Origin of the sequence: Stenotrophomonas sp. GD03958 (assembly GCF_029839005.1) — a bacterium.
Taxonomy (GTDB): Bacteria; Pseudomonadota; Gammaproteobacteria; order Xanthomonadales; family Xanthomonadaceae; genus Stenotrophomonas; species Stenotrophomonas hibiscicola.
The window spans coordinates 38419-60583 of record NZ_JAOBZT010000003.1 but is presented as its reverse complement, the minus strand read 5'-3'; the positions used below and the strand labels follow the sequence as shown (position 1 = coordinate 60583).

Genomic DNA, 22165 nt, shown 5'->3' with positions numbered 1-22165 from the left:
ATGCCCGCCCCGGCACTGGTCGGTGGTGCGGCGGTTCTACAACGCGCCCGTAGCTCAGCCGGATAGAGTAGTGGCTTCCGAAGCCATTGGTCGGGGGTTCGAATCCCTCCGGGCGCGCCATCTTCCCTCTGTCTTCTGCCATCACCCGTCACCACGGTATGGTGCGCTGGTCGTGGATTCATTCGGCTTCCCGATCCTCCATCGACGTTCCGCGCGCTGCCTGCCCGATGATCCGCCGGGGCGTAGGTCAGTTCCGGCACGCCGGTACCCGGTAGATTGATCAGCGCTACCGGGTAGTTGTCCAGCCAGATCGCCCGCTGCTGCGCCTAACTCGTGGTCGAGTAGTCGCCAAGGCACTGCCCTGCTTCGTCATACAGAGTGGTCTGAGTCGCGCCACCCACCGGGGTGCGCAGCGGGCGCTCACCACGGTGGTTGTAGGCGTAACTTTCCACCACGGCATTGCCCTGCCTCACCGCGCTCATGCGGTTGGCATCGTTGTAGGTGAACACCTTGCTGCCGATGCTGGTGGTGTTGCCTGCCGTGTCATGGTTGCGCGCTTCTCCGTCCACCGCCGTCAGCCGATGGCTGGTCGCCGGATAGGTCTAGCTGGCGGTGCCTGCCGAGCGGGTCAGTGCGGTGCAATTGCAGGTGGCGTCATACGCCTAGGTTTCGATCGGCGTGCCGGTCGTGCCGTCCGGGCTGGGCTGGGCTGGGCGTACGTGGTCAGGTGGACAGAGCTTAAGGCAATGATTTCAGACCAATGGAGGAGGGTTTGATCACTGCATAACCCAGATCACGACCAAGGGAATCAGCAATATAAGATATACAAGGGACGAGGCCCAGAACGCCAAGAGTAACAACCTGCGCGCTCCTGATGCGCCGTTGCACACCCGCTTCCATCCGCAGATCGGGTACTTGGTCAAGAAATGATCTCGCTCCAGGATCGCAGGCCTGCCAAGGGAATCCCACAGTTCAGGCGAATTTTTCTTTAACTCCCAAACCAGAAAAATTCGCGCAACGAATGCCATCAACAACGTTGCGATAGCAAGCATGCAAAGGGCTTCGAAAACTGATTCCAATGACATTCGAAGAACTTCCTTGTCGAGTTCCATCGTGACAGGGTAGCGGACTGCTTTACCGAGGTCATCAGTCGCTCGACATCATGGCTACTTTGCGTTCCAGACTGCAGCCAGTTGCCGAAGGCAGAACAACTCTCATCCTTACCCCGCTCTGCAGCTAAGCCACGAGCAGAAGAGCAGTCGAACGACTTTCAATTCATTCGCACTGAACGATGCTGACTCCAGCCTACTTGAATCCCTTACAACCGCGCCTTCTTTCCGCCTCGGCGAAGGGGAGTTTTTCTCTTCCCAATCAGCATCGAAGCAACAATAAACATGGCGCCACCGATGATCCACGCCACCCCAATCATTTTATTGTAATGCTCCTGCCCTACAAGTCGAATAATCGACATGTATAGATCACAGTTCACTCGGCAAGGCCCAGTCCCAACCAATGCGCCGCCGATTACTGCCAGGCCAAACGCTATGGTAACAAGCCCAACCACTACTCCGAATGCTCGCAGAATCATTCAGCTACCTCCGCGACCGCCAGTTTGTTATGGAGTCTCGAACCAGATCAATCAGATCAAGAGGACCCGTCTCGGAATTAGATAGCAGAGGATGCGAGAGATCTGAATAATATGGAGTTAGACACTGACACCCTATTGAATGGACCTGCGCAACGGTGGGATTCGATGGAAAGCCACCCCTCATGACGTCGCCACTTGTGCGCCCCTGGGTATCGCGCACGTAGTCAGCCACACTGGCCGAGTAGTTGCCCAGCCACTGCCCCGCCTCGTCATACAGGGTGATCTGTGCCGTGCCACCGGTCGGGGTGCGCAGCACGCGCTCGCCGCGATGGTTGTAGGCGTAGCTTTCCAGTACAGTATTTCCTTGTTTCACCGCGCTCATGCGGTTGGCACCCACATACTTACGGTAAAACTGGAAACAGCTGAAAATCACTACTTACACATTTCTCTCGCTCTGGCGAGAACGGCCGCACTTGCTCGTCTGACCTCGAGCTTCCGTACCAACGCGGAACATTCAGGGAGATTTCCAGTCTCCGCTTCATAGATCACGAGTTCACCAGCCCAATCTACTCCATCCAAGTAGAGCACTGCACAATCACCAGCGACCGTACTAATGCGCATCGCACGAACACTCTCGGCGCTCGTGCCTGGCCCCACTTCACCCTCGCACATCCCACCGTAGTACGAACTACTCAGATCCGCATAAATGGGCTTCAGCTGCAGCTCTCCTAAACGGTCATTCTCGCATCCGCCAAGGGCGAGCACGCAGACGGATGAGAGGGATAACGAGCGCAAGAATAGATCTCCTGCATCGAGACAACCCCTGCACAGCCCCGATTTGCGCTGATTATTTACCATTACCCGCCGCCAGAGGGACAGGTGGAATCCCCCCTCCTTCCGGCTTGAATCAATAATCTGCACTCTCCATGCGCTCGCAAATGAAATTCCCAATTTCCTCTTCCCGCCTCAAACCCACTTCACATAACAAATCTTCAGAGCGCCCCTGAGCACCCTCCGAAGATCTTGGCAGGCTTCTTATTCAAGCTCACAGCAACCACTCGATGCACCTGCTCCCCACAACTTCCCATTACCCCATACAAGATGAGAATCCCACTGTCATTTACGTAGCCGACAAAATTTCCGCCTCCTGCATCCGAGGCCGCTCTGACGAGATAAATAGTCTCCCCCTCTGCCGGCACTAACCCATTCAACTGTAGAGGCGCGAATTTCTCAGCAGCATCCGATGCGTGAACGATGCTCAAGTTTTGAGCGAGCATCCACTGAGCAATCGAATTTTCACTCTGCGGATTCAAGGTGGCCAAGCGATCACTCCGAAGTGTCGTGGAGTTCCCAGGAATGATCTCATCCGATGAAACATCCACCCAATCTGAACTCCATTCAGCGTGTTTGAACTGACTAGTGCTACAGCCTCCTAGCAATGGAAGAAGGAGCGCAGCCACGCGTAGATTCCCTATCATTTGCACCTCAATCTCTTCTTGATAGCGTCCCGAACCCTAGCGTCTGGAACGCCCAGATGCTCTGCCATGATGTTCCCCTCCCACCCCGGAACGGGCTTAGTAGAACGAGAGGGCGCCTGTGACACCACATCGTACATATCAAAACGACCATCGTACTTGAATTTCATCAAATGCTCTGCCTCGTGCGCAGCTGTCCACTCAGTGTTTCCTGCATACCATTTACCGACACTGCCTCCGGTTACAGTCGATACCCCCTTCCCCAGCGGAACCTCAACACGGTTTAACCGCCCTTTCTCCGGCTGGCTAACAGTGACTGTAAATCCGGGCGCAGACCAGGTCGATTCAATTGCATTTATTATTTTACTCAGAGTCTCAGGAGTAGCTCCCTCACCACCGAAACGAATAGGGATGTCGATCTGAACTCCGCCGTCCACACAAGTGCAATTGGCCAGCAGTCCGAGCGGATCAGCTGCCCGCACTGGATCAGCTGATACATAGGAGAAGGTGGACACTCCCCCATCCAACCCAATCGGATCACTCTGCGAATAACGGCCCACCGCCGGGTCGTATTCCCGCTGGTAGTTGTAGAACAACCCACTCGCATCCGTCGCCTGCTGGCCCGGGAATCGCAGCGCCAGTTCAAACGCCACGCCATCGCCGTCCGGATCGGCACTCGGAATCTGGTTGCCGAACACCTCGCTCTTGTTGCTCCACTCCCAGATCGAGACATTCCGTACCGGATCGATCACCCCGTACCGGATCGATCACCACGCGCGGCGTACCTAGGTGATCCGGCTGGACGTAGGCCAGTTCCGGCACGCCGGTACTCGGCACATTGATCAGCGCCACCGGGTAGTTGTCCAGCCAGATGGCCTGCTGCTGCGCCTGGCCCGTGGCCGAGTAGTTGCCCAGCCACTGCCCAGCCTCGTCGTACAACGTGATCTGCGCTGCGCCACCGGCCGGGGTACGCAGCACGCGCTCGCCGCGGTGGTTGTAACCGTAGCTCTCCAGTGGGGCGTTACCCTGCTTCACCGCGTTCATGCGATTGGCATCGCTGTAGGTGAACGTCTTGCTGCCGATACTGGTGGTATTGCCCACCGCGTCATGGTTGCGCGCCTCGCCATCCACTGCGGTCAGCCGGTGGCTGGTTGCGGGATAGGTGTAGTTGGCGGTGCTTGCCGAGGTGGTCAGCGCGGTGCGATTGCCGGTGGCGTCATAGGCATAGGTTTCGATCGGCGTGCCCGTCGTACCGTCCTGGGTCTGGGTCAGGCGGCCCAGCGTGTCGTAGGCGTACTTGGCCTGCACCGTCGAGCCCGCGCCGTTCTTCAGCTCGGTGATCGAACCGACCGGGTCGTAGCCGTAGCCCAATGGCAGGCCGCCCGCAGCCGGGTCGTGCACCGCCTGCGGGCGATAGTCCAAGTCCAGCGGACGCCGCAGCTGGCGGCCGTTGCCATAGGCCCAGCCGGTGGCCGGGCCGAAGGCCGCGTAGGTCACGTTGTTCACCACGATCTGGCGTGCCTGGCCGGGCCGGGTCAGGCCGATCTGGCTGACGCGCCCCTGGCTATCGCGTACATAGTCGGCCACACTGCCGTCGGGGTAGGTCAACGCAGTCAGGCGACCCGACTTGCTGTAGGCATAGCGCAGTGTGCTGGCCACACCATTGACGGTCTGCACCTTGCCGGTGACCTGGCCGAAACGGTCATGGCAGTACTGGGTGCTGCCATTGGCGTGCAGCACCTGCCCGAGGCGCCCCTTGGCAAAGCGCTCGTCGGCGGCACAGGCAGCCGGCGCCACATCATAGCTGTAGCCCACATCCAGATTGAGGTCCGGATAGGCGATGCCGATCAGGCGGTTCAGCGGATCGTACTGCTCGCTGGTCATCAGCCGCGGGGAGACGGTTACCTTCATGCGGGCCGACGCATGAACGGCGATTCTCTCAAGCCGTTCTATTCTTCCAACCCCTGAAGGAGCATTCCGGCAAGGCATTGCATTCATATAATCCCACAGGATCACCGCCTGCTTTGACTTATTCACCTCCCGCCTTGGTCCTCCATCCGCCTCGCAACAGCCAGATTCATGATCTTGGCGGGAACGACAAGAAGGAATAAATAGCCGCAGACAAGAAATGGAACAACCTGCCTATCAAGAAGACCCTGGAATCCCGAAAAGAGTACGGCCACCGTCCCTAGAAATCCGATCACCATTGTCCAGCGCTTGGAAAGGGCCACATCACTCAGGTGCTCGACCTCATTCATCATTGGCTTCACACCGCGCAGCAAACGCCAAGCCGAGATCAAATTAAGAAGAATCCCAGAAGTTACCAATAGGTATATCTCGCCGCCCGCAAGCCTCGGGATCATCAGAACCATGAAGTTAAGCGAAGCGACAGTAAAGCACGCTGTCAATCTACGCCTTGTATCTCTAATTATTTCGCTTTGCACATGCACTCCTCAGCTGCTTGAGAGAATTTTATGGTCTCAACGCCCACACTCAACAATCCCAAATTTCGACCAACCACACGCAAGAGTTGGTTTAGACCCTTGTTGGCCTGGATAGCTGTCCTCAGCGAAGCTTGCTCCTTGCGATTTCTCCCCCAGCGATTAAGCTCCTGAATCCTCGCATTTGAGGCCGCATCCGCCCTTTGCGTGTGCACTTCAGTTGCGGCAGCCGTCGTGCTCATCACTGCGGACATCGAATCCAGAGAGCTGGCGCCTTCAGTGAAGGCTTTGAGCGTCCCGACGCCGGGTGTCAAATTCAACGCAGAATCCAGAATCGCAGCATCCATGCACGCGTCTGAAGCCCAAGGCTCCCCTCCTATGTAAGCACCAGTGGGGCCAACGCTTTGAAGCCCCAAAGGGTCAACATAGCTCAGCGGATCTCCTTCTGCATAGGCATAGGTATTAATGCCCCCGTCCAACCCAATCGGATCACTCTGCGAGTACCGCCCCACCGCCGGGTCATACTCGCGCTGGTAGTTGTAGAACAACCCACTCGCAGCCGTCGCCTGCTGACCCGGGAAGCGCAGTGCCAGCTCGAATGCCACACCATCGCCATCCGGGTCGGCACTTGGAATCTGGTTGCCGAACACTTCGCTCTTGTTGCTCCACTCCCAGATCGCGACATCACGCACCGGATCGATCACCACGCGCGGTGTGCCCAGGTGATCCGGCTGCACGTAGGCCAGTTCCGGCACGCCGGTGGCCGGCATGTTGATCAACGCCACCGGGTAGTTGTCCAGCCAGATGGCCTGCTGTTGCGCCTGGCCCGTGGCCGAGTAATTGCCCAGCCACTGCCCTGCTTCGTCATACAGGGTGATCTGAGCCGCGCCACTGGCCGGGGTACGCAGCACGCGCTCACCGCGATGGTTGTAGGCGTAGCTTTCCAGTACAGCATCGCCCTGCTTCACTGCGTTCATGCGGTTGGCATCGTTGTAGGTGAACGTTTTGCCGCCGATGCTGGTGGTGTTGCCCACCGCGTCATGGTTGCGCGCCTCGCCATCCACGGCGGTCAGCCGGTGGCTGGTTGCGGGATAGGTGTAGCTGGCGGCGCCTGCTGAGGTAGTCAGCGCGGTGCGATTACCGGTGGCGTCATAGGCATAGGTTTCAATCGGGGTGCCGGTCGTGCCGTCCTGGGTCTGGGTCAGGCGACCCAGCGTGTCGTAGGCGTACTTGGCCAGCACCGACGAGCCTGCGCCGTTCTTCAGCTCGGTAATTGAACCGACCGGGTCGTAGCCGTAGCCCAGCGACAGGCCGCCTGCAGCCGGGTCGTGCACCGCCTGCGGGCGATGATCCAGATCCAACGGGCGCTGCAGCTGGCGACCATTGCCATAGGCCCAGCCGGTGGCCGGGCCGAAGGCCGCGTAGGTCACGTTGTTCACCACGATCTGGCGCGCCTGGCCGGGGCGGGTCAGGCCGATCTGGCTGATGCGGCCCTGGGTATCGCGCACGTAGTCGGCCACGCTGCCGTCGGGGTAGGTCAACGCAGTCAGGCGACCCGACTTGCTGTAGGCATAGCGCAGCGTGCTGGCGACACCGTTGACGGTCTGCACCTTGCGGGTGACCTGGCCGAAGCGGTCATGGCAGTACTGGGTGCTGGCATTGGCGTGCAGCACCTGCCCCAGGCGGCCCTTGGCGAAGCGCTCGTCGGCGGCACAGGCGGCCGGCGCCACGTCATAGCTGTAGCCCACGTCCAGATTGGGGTCCGGATAGGCAATGCCGATCAGGCGGTTGAGTGCATCGTAGTGATAGGTGGCGGTGACGCCGCGTGCATCGGTGGCCGTCTTGCGATTGCCGGCGGCATCCACGGTGAAGCTGCTGGCGCCACTGTCCGGGCTGACTTGCCCGGTCAGGTCACCGAACCCGTTGTAAGCATAGGTCGTATGCAGACCCTTCGGGTCGGTAACCTGGGTGACCTGGTCCAGCGCGTTGTACTGGCTGCGGATCTCCGCCGCAACGCCGCCGACGTCCTGCAGGGTCTGGGCCAGGCGGTTCAGCGGGTCGTACTGCTGGCTGGTCACGCGCTGCAGGGCGTCGGTGACCGTCTGCGGGTTGCCGTTGGCATCGTAGGCAAAGCCGGTAGCATGGTTGCCTGCGTCCTTCAATGCGGTCAGCTGGCCGAGCGTGTTGAACGTCCGTGCCAGGGTGCGGCGCAGGGTGCCGCCTGCATCCAGCGTGTCTTCCTTGAGGCGATTGCCGGCGTTGTCCAGCGTGTAGTGGATGGTGTTGCCAGCGCTGTCGGCGATGTCCGTCAGCCGCTGGGCGGCGTCGTAGACATAGGTAACGCTGCTGCCGTCAGGCTCGGTGACCTGTTGCACCTGGCCGGTCGGCCAGTAGCTGATCTGGGTCGCCCGATCCTCGGCTGTGGTGGCACCGCGCACGGTGACCGAGGTCGGCCAGCCGCGCGCATGGTAGGTGTAATCGGTGACCACGCCGTTGGCATCCTTGACCGACAACGGCCGCCCGAACGCGTCGTAGGCCAAGGTCTCGACCGTCTGGCCCAGCGCATTGGTCACGCTGCGCAGGTCGCCCTTGCGATAACTGCAGGCACCACTGGTCGCGCATCCCGCGTCGTCCGCGGTGTAGTAGGCATAGGTGGAGACATCCGCCACATCACTGCGTGGGCCATCCACGCTACGCAGCAGTCCCACCAGCGGGCACTCCGGCCCTTCGGCCTCACAGTAGGTCTGCGTGGTGATGCGGGTATCACCGGTCACCCTGTCGCGTACGGTGATGGTGGTCGGCTGGAGGCGTGCATTGCGTGCGATGCGGATCTCACGGTTACCGACGGTCTGCTGCACCAGCCGATTGCTGTCCATGGCCACGCGCGTTTCGCTGACGCGCTGATCCGGAGTACCGGCCGCTTCGGTGGTGGTGGTCACGCTGACGGCGCCTACGGCAGCATCGCTGGCCTCGGCATAGACGTAGCTGGTGACGACACCACGGCGATCGGTCACCGACTGCAGCCGACGCCGGAAATCGGTGCCCTCGGGCAGATAGGCGCGAGTGATGCTGCCGTTGCTTTCGGTGATGCCATTGACCTTGCGCGGAAGGCCGCTGGTACCGCTGGCGGTCAATGCGTACGTACTCTGCTTGCCCAGCGCGTCGGTGACGATGGTGGTGCCTGCCGGGGTGTACTCCAGGCGCACGCCATCGATGCCCACGTCGGCTTGGCTGCAGTCACCGGAATGGCGGCTGCAGGTGACCCGCCCTTGCGCGTCATAGCCGTACCAGCTGTAGCGCTGGTTGTCTTCGGCGGTAATGCCAGTCAGGTAACCCGGGAAGCGGGCGTCCTCATAGTGGTACGTACGACTGGCGCCGTCTGCGTAGGTCGCACGGATCAGTTCGCCGGCCGGTGAATAGGCGTAGTTCACCACAGGCTGGCCGGCGACCATCACAGCGGAGATCAGCGAGTCGTCACCTGGCAGGAGATACTGAATATCCAGACGCCGCCCGGTGGAATGGGTGATGCTGAGCAGGCGGCCACGGCTGTCGTGTGCATAGGTCAGCGACGTTCCGTCCTCGAAATCGCGACGCTGCATCAGACCGGTGGAACTGAACAGGATGCGCTCCCCGGCGCGTGAGAGCAGCCAGTTGGAACCTTGCTGCGTTACCCGCTCGCCGCTGCCGTCATTGGCTTCGTAGTAGGCGCCGCGCTTGGGGAAAGCGAGGTGCGTGCCGTCCTGACCGATCCGACCGACCTTCACCTCGGTGCCCGGTGGGAACGTGGTGCTGTCCACACCGACCGTCAACCGCAGGTTGTGCGAGTGCGTCCAACCCGTGCCCAAGGCGGCTCCAGGCGTGCTGGTCAACGAGTGGTAGTGACGGCGGAAGCTGATCCAGCCCAGATCGAAATCGGGTTCGGGCTGGGTCTTGTCGCCAGTTGTCGGGTCGCATGGATTTCCAGGTGCATCACACTGTTGCGCGATCATCGTGCTGTAATATCGACGGGTCATCGCCGCCGTCCCCGTCTCAAGCGCCGGGGGCATGCCGCACATCTGAAGATCTTCACGCCACTTCATGATGGTGCTGCTGGTATTGGGGCACTTCACTTCGCGTGTCCGCTGGACAGGACGTGGCGCTGTCATCGGCTCGCAGGTTGCACTGCCTGCGTTGAAGGAGTGGTAGGAAACGGTGGCCACGCCCCGCTCACCCACATTGCTGCCATCGGCGCCGGCACCTGCGCCACCGCCAGGGATCCCCGTCCATGCCTGCGTCATCGAAACCTGCGGCGCCGGGCAGGCGGGCTCCTTGGGCACCGTCAGCCTGAGCGCCTCGAACAGCGCCTCCTCGGAGCCATGCGCCTGGCTGTCGAAGCGGTATGTCCAATCGGTCTTGATCAGCTTCGCGGGCTTGATCGCGTAGTCATAGATGATCTTGTCGGTCAGGGTAGTGGTCCCCCGCATCTCCCAGCTGAAGGGGCCATAGGCCTGATGGGCGGCAAAGCGGGTTTCAATGTCCTTTTGTACCAGCTTCTCCGTCGCGCGGGGCTGGTTGCCGGACGCGAACGCGAACCACTGCTTCTTCACCTTCTGCGCCTGAACCGCAGAGGTGCCCATGCATCCCAGCGCGGCCATCGCCAGCACTGCGCTCGACAGATCCTTCAATCGCTTCAACATCCCTGTTCTCCTTCCTGGACGAACACAGCTCCGGCGGGAACGAGAACATGGGGCTAATGCCTGGCCACGTCATGCTTCGGATCGTCCCTGGTCCGGAATGCGGCCTGACCGCATGGAGGACGTCATCTCCGATGTGGTTTACACATTCAAGTCAGAAACTGTGGAGTGGGTCGGATTTCAGAGTTTTCTGATAAAGCGAGCGGCCGACCGAACAAGCAGCCGAGCGTGGGCTCGGCTCTACAAGGCGAATGCTTCCAGAAACAGAAACGCCGGGCATGGCCCGGCGTTTCCGTCACAGCAGGGAAGGGATAAACCTCAGTACCTGCCATCAAACGCGAAGATCGGCTTGCGCTGCTTCCACGCGCCAGCAGTAAAGTCCGGGAACTCCAGCGTCTGGAAACCGTTGGCGATCGACTGCTCGCTCAGCGGCGTGATCGCACTCCAGGTCACCGCATCGTAGATGTCGATCGGCATCGGCGCCTTGGCCTTCAGCGCTTCCACGAAGGCATGGATGACGAACCAGTCCATGCCACCGTGGCCGGCGCTGGCGGCGGTGTCGGCGTTCTGCTTCCACAGCGGGTGCTCGTACTCGTCCTGGTACTTCTTGAACTCTTCCCACTGGTGCGGCGGGCTGCGGCCTTCGATGTGGATCGAATGGTTCACGTCCATCCACAGGCCCTTGGTGCCCTGCACGCGGAAGCCCATCGAGTACGGGCGCGGCAACGAGGTGTCGTGCTGCAGCAGGATGGTCTCGCCATTCTCGCAGGCCAGCGTGGTGGTCACGATGTCGCCGAGCTTGAACTTCACCTTGGTGCTGGGGTGGGTGGTGCCGCCACTCTTGGCCACGGTGTATTCGTGCAGGCCACGCGCCTTGGTCGCGAAGGCATTGATGTGGGTGAAGCGGTTGCCACGGTTGATGCCGGTGTACATCGCGCACGGGCCGATGCCGTGGCTGGGGTACAGCTCGCCGTTGCGCTCCACCGAATGCTCGGTGCGCCAGCGCGCTTCGCTCCAGCCCTTGGGACCGAACTCCACGCCGCTGTCGTACGGCTGGTTGGGATCGCCAGAATTGAACTTCACGCCGCGCAGGTCGTGCTGGTAGCCGGCCTGCAGATGCACCAGCTCGCCGAACAGGCCCTGGCGCACCATCTGCAACGCCGCCATCACGTCGCGGCGGTAGCAGACGTTCTCCAGCAGCATGTACGGGGTACCGGTGCTCAGCTGGGTCTTCAACACGTCCCAGTGGTCCTGCAGGGTGATGCCGGCCACTACTTCGCAGCCCACGGCCACGCCGGCCTGCATCGCGGCAATCGCCATCGGCGCGTGGTACTCCCACGGCGTGGCGATGATCACGCCATCGATGCCCTTCTGATCCAGCAGGCGCTTCCAGGCATTGGTGTCGCGATCCTGGCCGTAGGTCTTCGGGGCCGGCTTGCCGGCCTTGGCCACCATGTCCATGGCGCGGCCGAGCATGATCGGCTCGATGTCGCACAACGCGACCACCTCGACATCGTCGCGGCGCACCAGCTCCTTCAGCAGCACCAGCCCACGCATCCCGGTGCCGATCATGGCCAGGCGCACCTTGCGCCCGCGTGCCCATGCCGGGGTCTGCGGCAGCAGGCTGCTGGCGGCGACAGCGGCACTGGCCGCGATGAATTCCCTACGCTTCATGGCAGACATCTCTCCTCTTGGCAGCGAGCCGGCCGTAGCCGGCCCGCCGGGTCACGCAAACGGAATTACTTGAATCGGTAGCCGATGGTCACACTGTAACCACGACCGAAGATGGTGGCGTAGTCACTGGAGTCACCCAGGAAGCTGTTCGGATCGTAGAACGGCAGGCGGTTGAACAGGTTCTTGACGGTGAAGCTCAGGTTCCACGCGTCATCCGGGCGCCAGGTGACGCTCATGTTGGCGGTCCACCACGACGGTGCACCATCGCACTTGCTCTTCTGCAGGGCCAGGTAGCCGCCGGTGCAGGTTTCCTTGTTGTTGCTCTCTTCGTCGATCTGGTCGGTGGCCCACTTGGTGCCGCCCACGTAGTTGACGAACATGCTGGTGGTGACCTGCTTGTAGGTCCAGTCGGCATTGAGCGTGGCACGCAGGCGCGGGTTGTTGTAGTAGCCCACCACGTCGCCGTAGTACCAGCCGTTCTCCGCGTCCATGTAGAAGCGGTTGCGGTTGGCGATGGTGGCGGCCAGGCCGATGTTCAGGTTGCCCCAGTCGCCCAGCGAGAAGCGGCTGCGCGCGTCGATGTCGAAGCCGTCGATCAGCGTCTTGCCGCGGTTCTTGTACTGGCCAACCACGCTGGCCACGTTGCCGGCGGAGTAGCCCGGCAGGGTGGCCGGGCAGCTCACGCCGCTGGCCGGGTCGGCGCACATCGCCGCCAACTGGGCAAGATTGGCACGGTCGCTGTCGGTGATCGGCGAGCGCGACATCGAAATGATGTCTTCCATGCGGCGGTAGTCCGGCGCGACGATTTCATTGTCACGGTAGATGAACCAGTAGTCGGCCGACACCGACAGCCAGGTTGCTGGCTCGTATACGAAGCCGAGGGTGGCGATCTTGGCCTTTTCCGGCTTCAGGTCCTTGTTCGGCTGGGTCATGCGCGCCACGGTGCGGCTGCAGTCGACGTTCAGCAGGTTCTTGCCGAGGTCGACGTCACCCGGCCGCTGCGACTTCAGCAGCAGGTTGGCGATGGCGTTGGTCTCGCCGCAGCGCAGCTCGTCACGGAAGCCACCGAGCTGTGCGAACACGCCGCCGTTGCCGGACTCGGCCAGGCTCGGTGCGCGGAAGCCGGTGGAATAGGTGCCGCGCAGCATCAGCTGGTCGAAGGCCTGGTACTTGAAGCCGATCTTCGGCGCCACGTTGGCACTGAAGTTCGGGTACTTGTCCACGCGCACCGCCGCATCCAGTTCCAGCTTGTCGGTGATCGGCGCCACGGTCTCGGCGAACAGCGCATAGGTGTTGCGCTTGCCATCGAACCACGAGCCACCCTGCTGGGTGATCAGGCCGTTGGCCGCATCCGCATTACCCGGGGTGTAGAAGGTCTCGCGGCTGGCGTTGAAGCCAAACGCGGCACGCATCTCACCGGCCGGCAGCTGGAACAGCGGTCCTTCGATCTTGCCGTCCAGGGTATGCAGGCGGGTCCACGACTGGATGTCGAAGGTCGGGAACGCTTCACGGATCAGCGCGGCGTTGGCTTCGCTGATCTCGCCGAACTTGTACGCCGGGTGGTCGGAGATGATCACCCGACCGGTACCCGGATCGATCGTGTACGGGCCGAAGGCCTTCTCGAAGCCCTTGGTGTTGACGTTGATCGTCTGGTAGGTGGTGGAGTGGGTACCGGCGCTGGCGAACGCGGTTTCCCAGTTCCAGTCACCGCGGTTGCCACGCGCACCGGCCAGCACGCGGTAGCTCTTGTCGGTGTTGCGCTGGCCGAAGTAGTTCGGGCCGGCATCCTGCAGCAGGTAGTTCAGGCCGACCACCCCGCCCATCAGTGCCTTCAGCTGCGGGCTGGCGTGGTTGTATTCGTTGTTCGGGCCCAGGAACGGGTACAGGAACTGGTTGACGGTGTTGCCGGTATTGCGCGAGAACCAGCTGGTCGGGTTGCCGGTGGTGGTGCCGTAGGTGCGCGGCGTGCCACCGTTGGCGCGCAGGTCGATGTCGGTGTAGGTCGCCTCGGCGAAGATCTCGGTGTTGTCACCGACCAGGAAGGTGCCGTTGAGGTAGGCGGTGTTGCGCTCGGACTTGGCGCCGGCATCGATCTCGTTGTTCATCCAGGTTTCCCAGACGCAACGCGGACCGGCCGCTTCACTGGTCAGCACGTTCTTGCAGCCCGGCGCGGCTTCCTGCACGCGGCGGCCGGTGACCGGATCGAAGGCGAAGTAAGTGCCCGGATTGAATTCACCCGGCTTGCTGCCCACGCCCAGGCGCAGGTTGTTGAGGTAGTTCGGATTGTTGACGTAGTACTGGTCGGGCCGCTTGTCGTAGAAATCGCTCAGCGGAATCGCGTCGCGGCGGTACATGTTGACCGCACCGTAGATGTTGAAGCGGTTCTCGGCCAGGTCACCGAAGCCGGCGGTGATGCTGGCCTGGCGCTCGCCGTAGGAGTCGATGCGCGAGGAGGTGTCGTTGGTGAAGCTGACCTCGGCGCCCTGGAAGTTGCGCTTGGTGATCACGTTGATCACGCCGGCCACCGCGTCGGTGCCGTACACCGCCGAAGCGCCGTCGGTCAGCACTTCCATGCGTTCGATGGCCGCAGCCGGGATCGCGTCGATGTTGACGAACTGGGTCTGGAAGCCGGCCGGTGCACCGTAGTACGACAGGCGACGACCATTCAGCAGCACCAGCGTTCCCTGGGCACCGAGGCCGCGCAGGTTGGCCTGCGAGGCACCGTCGGAACCGGTGAACAACGAACGCGCATCCTGCTGCGCCGGACGTGCGGCAGGTAGATTGTCGAGCACCTGCAACAGCGTGCGCGCACCCATGTTCTGGATGTCCTGCTTGCTGATTACCTGCACCGGCGAGGCGGTTTCAACGTCGGTGCGGCGGATGTTGGAACCGGTGACCTCGATGCGGGCCAGGTCGGTGGCTTTGTCCTTGCTCTCCTGGGCAACGGCGGGAGCGGCAATCGAGAACAGCGCGCCGGCGATGGCCAGCGTCAGCGGAGCGATCGAGCGACAGGGGGGGCGGTGGTGGCGGACGGGCAACATCGGGGTTCTCTCCTGGCAGGGGTGCGGCGCAACTGAGTGAGCGCGTGGGCGTTCGGCGGGCAAAACGCTCCCGGGCCACGGCCATGAGGGCCGTAGTCGGAATGGGCGGGGGAGGAGCGGTGTTACGAGGGGGTCATGGGGCGACGATGCTGGCGGAGTCGCCCTCCTGGCCGATCAGTACGGCATTGGCCCAGTTGGCGCAGACCTGGGCGGGTTGACTGCCCTGCGCACCCAGCGTGCGCAGGCTCAGGGTGGAAAGGCCACGGATGTCCAGCTCCGGCTTGACCACGCCGGGTGCCTTCACCAGGCCGCTGTCGTACAGCAGGCGGTTGTCACCCCAGACCTGGAACTGCAGGCCACCGGCGCTGCGGCAGGCGTCGTCGATGCCGAGGTCGGCACGCAGCAGGTGCCAGCCGCCCAGCAGGCGCAGGTCGATGCGGCTGTTGGCGCCGACGCCCAGGCCACGGCGGAACTGCAGGCCGTTCATGCGCATGCCGGCATCGCCACGGAACGACTGGTCGGCGCGCACCTGGCTGGCCAGCGCGGCCGGCACCGGCAGCTCGGAGAGATAGCGCTGCCGGGCCGGTCGCTCCGGTTCCTGGTGTTCGAGGATGTGGAAGGTGGACAGTGCGATCGGGCCGACGTCGCGCGGCTGCAGCGCATCGAAGGCGCGGGCACTGCCCCGTGCGGCGGTAACCATCGGATCGGTGCTGCTGGCACCATCGCCTTCCGGGTTCTGCACGCTCAGCACGCGGAAGCGCAGCAGGCGGCCGGCGTGGGCCGGGAAGTCGATGCGCTGCACGCCATCCTTCAACTGCAGGCGGCCGCGGGCGATCGGCTCGCCCCACTCACCGTTGCTGTCGCCCAGGTAGACCTCATAGTCACGTACCTGTCCGTGCTTCCAGTTCTTGTCATTGCGTGGCGCGATGTCGATGCCATCGATCATCTTCCGCTCGCCGAAGCCGATCACCCACTCGTGGGCGCCGGTGCGCACGGCCTGGTTGCGCACGCTGCGGAACCAGGTGCCCGGGTCATCATCGAAGGCATTTTCCAGCGCATGGCCGGGCTCTTCGGCCGGGCGGTTGACCACCAGCAGGCTGTCGGCCGGCAGTTCGCGGCCCAGCACCGGCGCGGCCGGATAGGCATCATCGGCGGCTGCGGCAGCGACTGCGAAGTCCAGCTGCAGCTGCAGCGGCTGGCGGATGTCCTGGGTAGCGGTACGTACGTGCAGCGTGCCACGGCGCTCCTTGGCATCGAAGTACCAGCCCTCAGCCGCACCGTTGAACGCCGCCGCATCGGCCAGCGCCGGCAACGCGCGGCCACCGGCCTGCACTGCACGTGGCGCCTGGCGGCTGAGCACGCGCAGGCCATAACGACGCTGCGCCAGCTGGCCGTTGTACTGGCCCTGCACCGCATCGATCTGCACCTGCACCGGGCCACTGCCCTGTGCCGGCGCCTGCACGCGGATTACCTGCGTGCTCGACTCACCCTGCTGGTAGCGGCGCGTGTTGCCATCGTCTTCGTACAGCGTGTACTGCGACTCGCCCTGCGGATACAGATCGAAGGTCACTTCATCGAGCGGCTTTTCGCCGTCGAACAGCATCGACGGGTACATCGGCAGGATCGCACCGGCACGCACGAACACCGGCAGTGTGGCCAGGTCCACCTGGCGGTCGAGCTGGCGGCCGTCGGCGCCGGCCTGCACGCGGCGGCCATCCCAGTAGTCGATCCAGCCGCCGGCCGGCAGGTGGATGTCGCGGCGCCAGCCACGGCTGGCGGCCTGGCTGCGGTACACCGGCGCCACCAGCAGGTCGCGGCCAAGCAGGAACTGGTACTTGTAGGTTTCATCCTGCGCATGCGGGTCGCGCGGGTTGTCCCACATCAGGCCGCGCACCGGCGGTGCACCGGTCTGCGCGGCCTCGTGCACCAGGCCGTACATGTACGGGGTCAGGCGCATCTTCAACTTCAGGTAATCGCGGTTGATGCTGCGATAGGGCTCGTCGTACCACCAGGGGTGCTTGCGTGCGTTCGACGACCAGCCGCTCATGCCCATCAGCACCGGGGTGAAGGCTTTCCACTGCAGGTCGCGGGTGAAGGTCTCGGCGCTGCCGCCGAAGATCGCATCCACATCGCCACTGGCGTAGGCCATGCCGGACAGGCCCGACCCGACCAGGGTCGGCACGTGCCAGCGGATGTAATCCCAGCTGCTGCTCTGGTCGCCGGTCCACGCTACGGCGTAGCGCTGGATGCCGGCCCAGCCCATCACCGTCCACAGGAACGGGCGCGAATCGGAATTGTCGAGGATGCCGTTGAACGCCTGGCGGTTGGCATCCATCGCGAACTGGTAGCCCTTGCCGGTCCAGGCCACGTCCAGCTTCTGCACGCGGCTGCCGGCCTTGCCCACTTCCCAGGCGATCTTGTCGACGCCGTTCTCGGTCCACAGACCGGTGCGGAAGCCGTACTTGGCCAAGCCCTGCACGGTTTCCGGCAGCTTCTTGTAACCGCAGCCGTAGCCATCGTTGGGCAGGATCCAGCCACCGGGCATGTCGTGGGCGCGGTACTGCTTGGCCACCGAGTCGATCACATCCGGCGTGGCGCCGGTCGGGCCGTCACTCCAGCCTTCGGGCACGGTGCCGGGCTTCCCGCTGTTGTCGCCGTCGTTGTAGCAATCGGCATCGCCGTAGGACAGCGCCCAGCGCGCGACCATGTTCGGGCGGCCGGTCAGCTGGGTGTAGCGCTCGATCAGTTTCGGCAGGTCGGCGCCGACGAAGTAATAGGCATCGAAGCGGTCTTCGCGATGCAGCAGCGTGGCCTGGTCGGCCTCGCGCAGATCGTAGCTGCCATCGCTCCAGGTGTTGCGCAGCATGCCCCAGCCACGGCTGCTCAGCAGCATCGGTGCAGGACTGGGGCGGTCGCCCTCTTCCCAGCCGCCGGAGTAGGACACCTCCAGCTCGCGGCCCTTGAACTGGTAGCGGCCGTTCTGCTGGCCGCCACCGAAGTAGCCTTCATCAGCCTGCGAGGACAACACCTGCACGCTCTGCGTGGCATCCAGGTCCAGCGGCTGCAGTTCCTGCCACAGCGCGGTGGGCTGGCCGTTGTCCAAGCGTTCCAGGCGCATGCGCAGCGGCTGCCGCTGTACATGCAGGACCAGTGCATCGGTGCGCACGCGGATTTCCTGTGCGTCTTCTTCCAGCTGCGCCTTCACGTTCGCCTTGGGCTGGGGCAGCACGATCGGTGCGGCCTTGTCGCCGGCACCGGTCAGCGTGCCGTTGCGGCCGGCCTGCACGCGGACGATGTCGGTGGCCGGCAGTTCGATGCGGATGCGCGCGCCCTTGTCGGTCTGCAGGTCCCAGCCCTGCACGCCGTCGCGGCTGGCGCTGGCGGCAACCGAACGCAGGTTGCCGACCGGCTCGGCGCGGGCCGTCATGGACGCCAGCATCAAGGCCGGCACCAGGGCCAGCATCAGCGGCGAGCGACGAACGCAGATTTCCACACGGACTCCCAACCCGTTCACCGGGCGTTTCGAAAGCGGTTGGGCCGACTCTAGGGCAGCGATTCGAAAGATGTCAACAAATTGAAAGGAAAAAGGAAGATATATTCCTTTGAAACGAAAGATGTTGCATTGCAATACTTTGTGTAAACGCTTGCAGCCGCCTGTTAAGCATTGTGCGATACGGCATTCGCCCCGTTCTTTCGTTTTTCCGAGCACTCGGCAGCAAGAAAAGTCATCACGCTGTTTTCTTTCTTTTTACTTTCGATGTTTGACATTTCGAAAGAAAACGCAGATGGTGCGCTGGCCCAACTGGAACCTCCGAATGGACGTCACCCTGCTTTCCGATGTGTCCGCCTGGCAGCGCCTGGGCGGAGCCGATACCGCTACCGAAATCGCCCAGCAGCCCGCGCTGTGGGAAGCCCTCGCCCAGGACCTGTCGCGTGCCCGCGACCGCCTGCAGGCCTTTCTTGGCAACAGCCTCAACGATCCCAACCAGCGCGTGCTGTTCACCGGCGCCGGCAGTTCGGGCTTCATCGCCGAAATGGTGGCCGACGCGATCAATGCGCAGTGGCCGGCCGAGGTGCGCGTGGTGCACACCACCAGCCTGCTGACCCATCCGGCACTGTACCTGCAGCGCGACCGCCCGACCCTGCTGGTGTCGTTCGGCCGCAGCGGTTCCAGCCCGGAAAGCGTGGCCGCGGTGGAGCGCGTGCGCAGCGATGTGGATGACGCGCGCTTCCTGGACATCACCTGCAACGCCGATGGCGAACTGGCCCGTCGTGGCGCTGGGCATGCCGATACCTGCACCCTGCTGATGCCGTCGGCCAGCTGCGACCGCGCCTTCGCAATGACCAGCAGCCTGACCTGCATGCTGCTGGCTGCGCTGACCGTGTTCGATCGTTCGCCGTGGGATGCGCGCGTGGCGCGCCTGAAGCAGATCGCCGCGCTGGCCCGCGAAGGCCAGGCGCAGTGGGACGCACCGGTGGCGGCGCTGGCGCAGCGCCCGTTCAACCGCATCATCTACCTCGGCAGCGGCCCGCTGGAAGCGCTGGCGCGCGAGTGCGCGCTGAAGGTGCTGGAGCTGACCGCCGGCCGCGTGCTGGCGTTGGCCAACACGCCATTGGGGTTCCGCCATGGCCCGAAGTCGACGCTGGACGGCAACACCCTGGTGGTGGTGCTGCGCAGCGTGCAGCCGCTGGCGCGCCGCTACGAACAGGACCTGCTGGAAGAACTGCGCCGCGACGGCGTGGCCGGCCAGGTGCTGGCGATCGGCCCGCATTCGGACATCGGCGCCGATGACGAATACACCCTCACCGTGCCGGCACTGGACGATCCGTGGCTGGCACCGGTGTGGCTGGGCTTCGCGCAGTTGTTCGCGCTGCAGCGCTCGGCCGCGCTGGGCCTGACCCCGGACAACCCGTTCCCGGACGGCACCGTCAACCGCGTCGTCAAGGGCGTCACCATCCACCATGGCTGAGCTGATCGCCCACGCCTGCTACGGCATCGACATCGGCGGCACCAAGATCGAGCTGGTGGCGTGCGATGCGGCGATGCAGGTCACCTGGCGCCGCCGCGTGGCCACCCCACAGGGTGATTACGACGGCTTCCTGCAGGCGGTGGTGGCGCTGGTCGCCGAGGCGGACGCCGCCCTCGGCCGCAGCGATGCGGCCATCGGCATCGCCCTGCCCGGCGTGCGCGACCGCCGCAGCGGCCGCCAACTCAGCGCGAACGTGCCTGCACTGACCGGCCAATGCGTGGCGCAGGATCTGCAGGCACGCCTGCAACGCCCGCTGCACTTCGGCAACGATCTGCAGTGCTTTGCCCTGTCTGAAGCGCACGGCGGCGCGGCTGACGGCTACCCCAGCATGTTCGGCGCCATTCTCGGCACTGGTGCCGGTGGTGGCTTCTGCCTGCAGGGCCGCCTGCTGACCGGTTTCAACGGGCTTGCCGGCGAATGGGGCCACTGGAGCGTGCCCGGTCATCTGCTGCAGCGCCACGGCCTGCCGCTGATCGACTGCGCCTGCGGCCTGCAGGGCTGCGTGGAGCGTTATGTGTCCGGCAGTGGCGTGGCGATGATCGAGCGCCACCTTGGTGGCAGCGCCGCCGACGCCAGCGCCGTGATCGCCCTGGCCGAAGCCGGTGATGCCCGCGCGCGCAAGGCGCTGGACATCCACCGCGACCTGCTCGGCCACAGCCTGGCCGCGCTGGTGCTGGCGCTGGACCCGCACGTGATCGTGCTCGGCGGCGGCCTTTCGCAGTACGCGCCGCTGTACCAGCAGCTCCCGGCGGCCATCGCCACCCATCTGTTCAACGGCGTGCAGGTCCCCCCGATCGTGCCCCCGCGCTTCGGCGATGCCGGTGGCGCACGTGGTGCCGCCCTGCTCGCCTGCCAGCCCTCGTTTTCCTGATTGACCGGAGCCTGACCATGTCCCCGTTGCAGACCCTGCTCGCCTCCCACCGCGCCGGTGCCAACGTCGGCCTGTACAGCGTCTGCTGCAGCAACGAGCAGGTGCTGCGTGCGGCCATGCACGTGGCGCTGGCGCACGGTACCGTGCTGCTGATCGAGGCCACCTCCAACCAGGTCGACCAGTTTGGCGGCTACACCGGGATGACCCCGCCGCAGTACCGCGATTACGTGGGCACGCTGGCCGATGAAGAAGGTTTCCCGCGCGAGCGGCTGATCCTGGGTGGCGACCACCTCGGCCCGAATGCCTGGCAGAAGCGCCCGGCGGCCGAAGCGATGACCCACGCGCGCGTGCTGATCGAAGCCTACGTCGCCGCCGGTTTCCACAAGATCCACCTCGATTGCAGCATGTCCTGCGCCGATGACCCGGTGCCGCTGCCCGACGCCATCGTCGCCGCGCGTTCGGCCGAGCTGGCCGAGATTGCCGAACGCACCGCCGCCGAACACGGCCTGCCGCCGCCGGTCTACGTGATCGGTACCGAGGTGCCGATTCCCGGGGGTGAAGCCTCGCTGGCCGAGGGCCTGCAGGTGACCACGCCCGCTGCTGCCGCGCAGACCCTGGCGATTCATCAGCAGGCGTTCGATACGCCGCAGCTGCGCGATGCGTGGCAGCGCGTGATCGCCATGGTGGTGCAACCGGGCGTGGACTTCGACCACAGCAGTGTGCACGAGTACGACCCAGCCGCCGCCAGCACGCTGGCCGACTTCCTCGAACAGCAGCCGCGCATCGTGTTCGAAGCGCATTCCACCGACTACCAGCGCGAAAGTGGCCTGCACGCCTTGGTGCGCGACCACTTCGCCATCCTCAAGGTCGGCCCGGCGGCGACCTTCGCCTACCGCGAAGCGCTGTTCGCGCTGGCCGCGATCGAGGCCGAACTGCTGCCGGCCGCACAGTGCTCGCGCCTGCCGCAGGTGCTGGATGAAGTGATGGTGGCGCAGCCGAAGTACTGGCAGTCCTACTACCAGGGCGATGAGGCAGCGCTGCGCCTGCTGCGCAGCTATTCCTTCAGCGACCGCTGCCGCTACTACTGGGGCGAGCCCGCGCTGGTGCAGGCGGTGCAGACCCTGTTCGCCAACCTGGAACAGCACGCGCCGCCACTGGTACTGCTCAGCCAGTACCTGCCGGAGCAGTACCGCGCCGTGCGTGAGGGCACGCTGGCCAACACGCCCACCGCGCTGGTGCAGCACCGCATCGGCCTGTGCCTGGGCGAGTACGCCCGTGCCTGCAGCGCCAACCAGGCCGGAACCCGCACGCATCACGCAGACGCGGCTGCCGCCGTTGCTGCGAACGGCTAATCTCTACCTTTCCCCGCGAC

At 63.8% G+C, this 22165-nt stretch carries 10 protein-coding genes, 1 tRNA gene and 2 pseudogenes; 4 read left to right on the top strand and 9 right to left on the bottom strand.

Annotated features, from left to right (window positions below):
* Positions 1–43 precede the first annotated feature (43 nt).
* A tRNA-Arg gene (locus N5C25_RS01525) sits at positions 44–120 on the top strand.
* A gap of 122 nt (positions 121–242) precedes the next feature.
* On the opposite strand, the pseudogene N5C25_RS01520 reads toward N5C25_RS01525, so the two are convergent.
* From N5C25_RS01520 to N5C25_RS01480, 9 genes and pseudogenes are all read right to left on the bottom strand, one after another.
* Positions 243–701 (bottom strand): annotated as a pseudogene (locus N5C25_RS01520) (RHS repeat protein); the annotation flags it as partial.
* Between the two features lie 75 nt (positions 702–776).
* Positions 777–1112, bottom strand: a complete 336-nt coding sequence (locus tag N5C25_RS01515; protein WP_152904907.1) for a hypothetical protein — start codon at positions 1110–1112, stop codon at positions 777–779.
* Positions 1113–2580: 1468 nt separating this feature from the next.
* On the bottom strand, positions 2581–2910 hold the full coding sequence (locus N5C25_RS01510) for a hypothetical protein (protein WP_239667442.1): 330 nt from the start codon (positions 2908–2910) through the stop codon (positions 2581–2583).
* Positions 2911–3062: 152 nt separating this feature from the next.
* A pseudogene (locus N5C25_RS01505) lies at positions 3063–4932 on the bottom strand (RHS repeat-associated core domain-containing protein); the annotation flags it as partial.
* 164 nt (positions 4933–5096) lie between these two features.
* Positions 5097–5435, bottom strand: coding sequence for a hypothetical protein (locus N5C25_RS01500; protein WP_049451185.1), 339 nt, complete (start codon positions 5433–5435; stop codon positions 5097–5099).
* Positions 5436–5491: 56 nt separating this feature from the next.
* A complete protein-coding gene (locus N5C25_RS01495; RefSeq protein ID WP_279936200.1) occupies positions 5492–10180 on the bottom strand; it encodes an RHS repeat-associated core domain-containing protein in 4689 nt (1562 codons plus the stop codon).
* Positions 10181–10495: 315 nt separating this feature from the next.
* Positions 10496–11851: a Gfo/Idh/MocA family oxidoreductase gene (locus tag N5C25_RS01490; protein ID WP_279936199.1), complete on the bottom strand. Its 1356-nt coding sequence runs from the start codon at positions 11849–11851 to the stop codon at positions 10496–10498.
* Between the two features lie 65 nt (positions 11852–11916).
* Complete coding sequence (locus N5C25_RS01485; RefSeq protein ID WP_279936198.1) at positions 11917–14892, bottom strand: TonB-dependent receptor; 2976 nt, start codon at positions 14890–14892, stop codon at positions 11917–11919.
* A gap of 133 nt (positions 14893–15025) precedes the next feature.
* Positions 15026–18385: a TIM-barrel domain-containing protein gene (locus tag N5C25_RS01480; protein WP_279936197.1), complete on the bottom strand. Its 3360-nt coding sequence runs from the start codon at positions 18383–18385 to the stop codon at positions 15026–15028.
* Positions 18386–18707: 322 nt separating this feature from the next.
* On the opposite strand from N5C25_RS01480, the gene N5C25_RS01475 reads away from it, so the two are divergent.
* From N5C25_RS01475 to N5C25_RS01465, 3 genes are read left to right on the top strand one after another with little or no spacing between them, the layout of a single operon-like run.
* Entirely contained in the window at positions 18708–19862 is a 1155-nt protein-coding gene (locus N5C25_RS01475) for an SIS domain-containing protein (protein ID WP_279936196.1), read from the top strand.
* The gene (locus N5C25_RS01470) at positions 19855–20793 is read left to right on the top strand and encodes an ROK family protein (protein ID WP_058979032.1); all 939 of its coding nucleotides are present in this window, start codon (positions 19855–19857) and stop codon (positions 20791–20793) included. Before N5C25_RS01475 ends, N5C25_RS01470 begins: the two co-directional genes overlap by 8 nt.
* Before the next feature lie 17 nt (positions 20794–20810).
* The gene (locus N5C25_RS01465; protein WP_058979034.1) at positions 20811–22145 is read left to right on the top strand and encodes a D-tagatose-bisphosphate aldolase, class II, non-catalytic subunit; all 1335 of its coding nucleotides are present in this window, start codon (positions 20811–20813) and stop codon (positions 22143–22145) included.
* Positions 22146–22165: the final 20 nt, after the last annotated feature.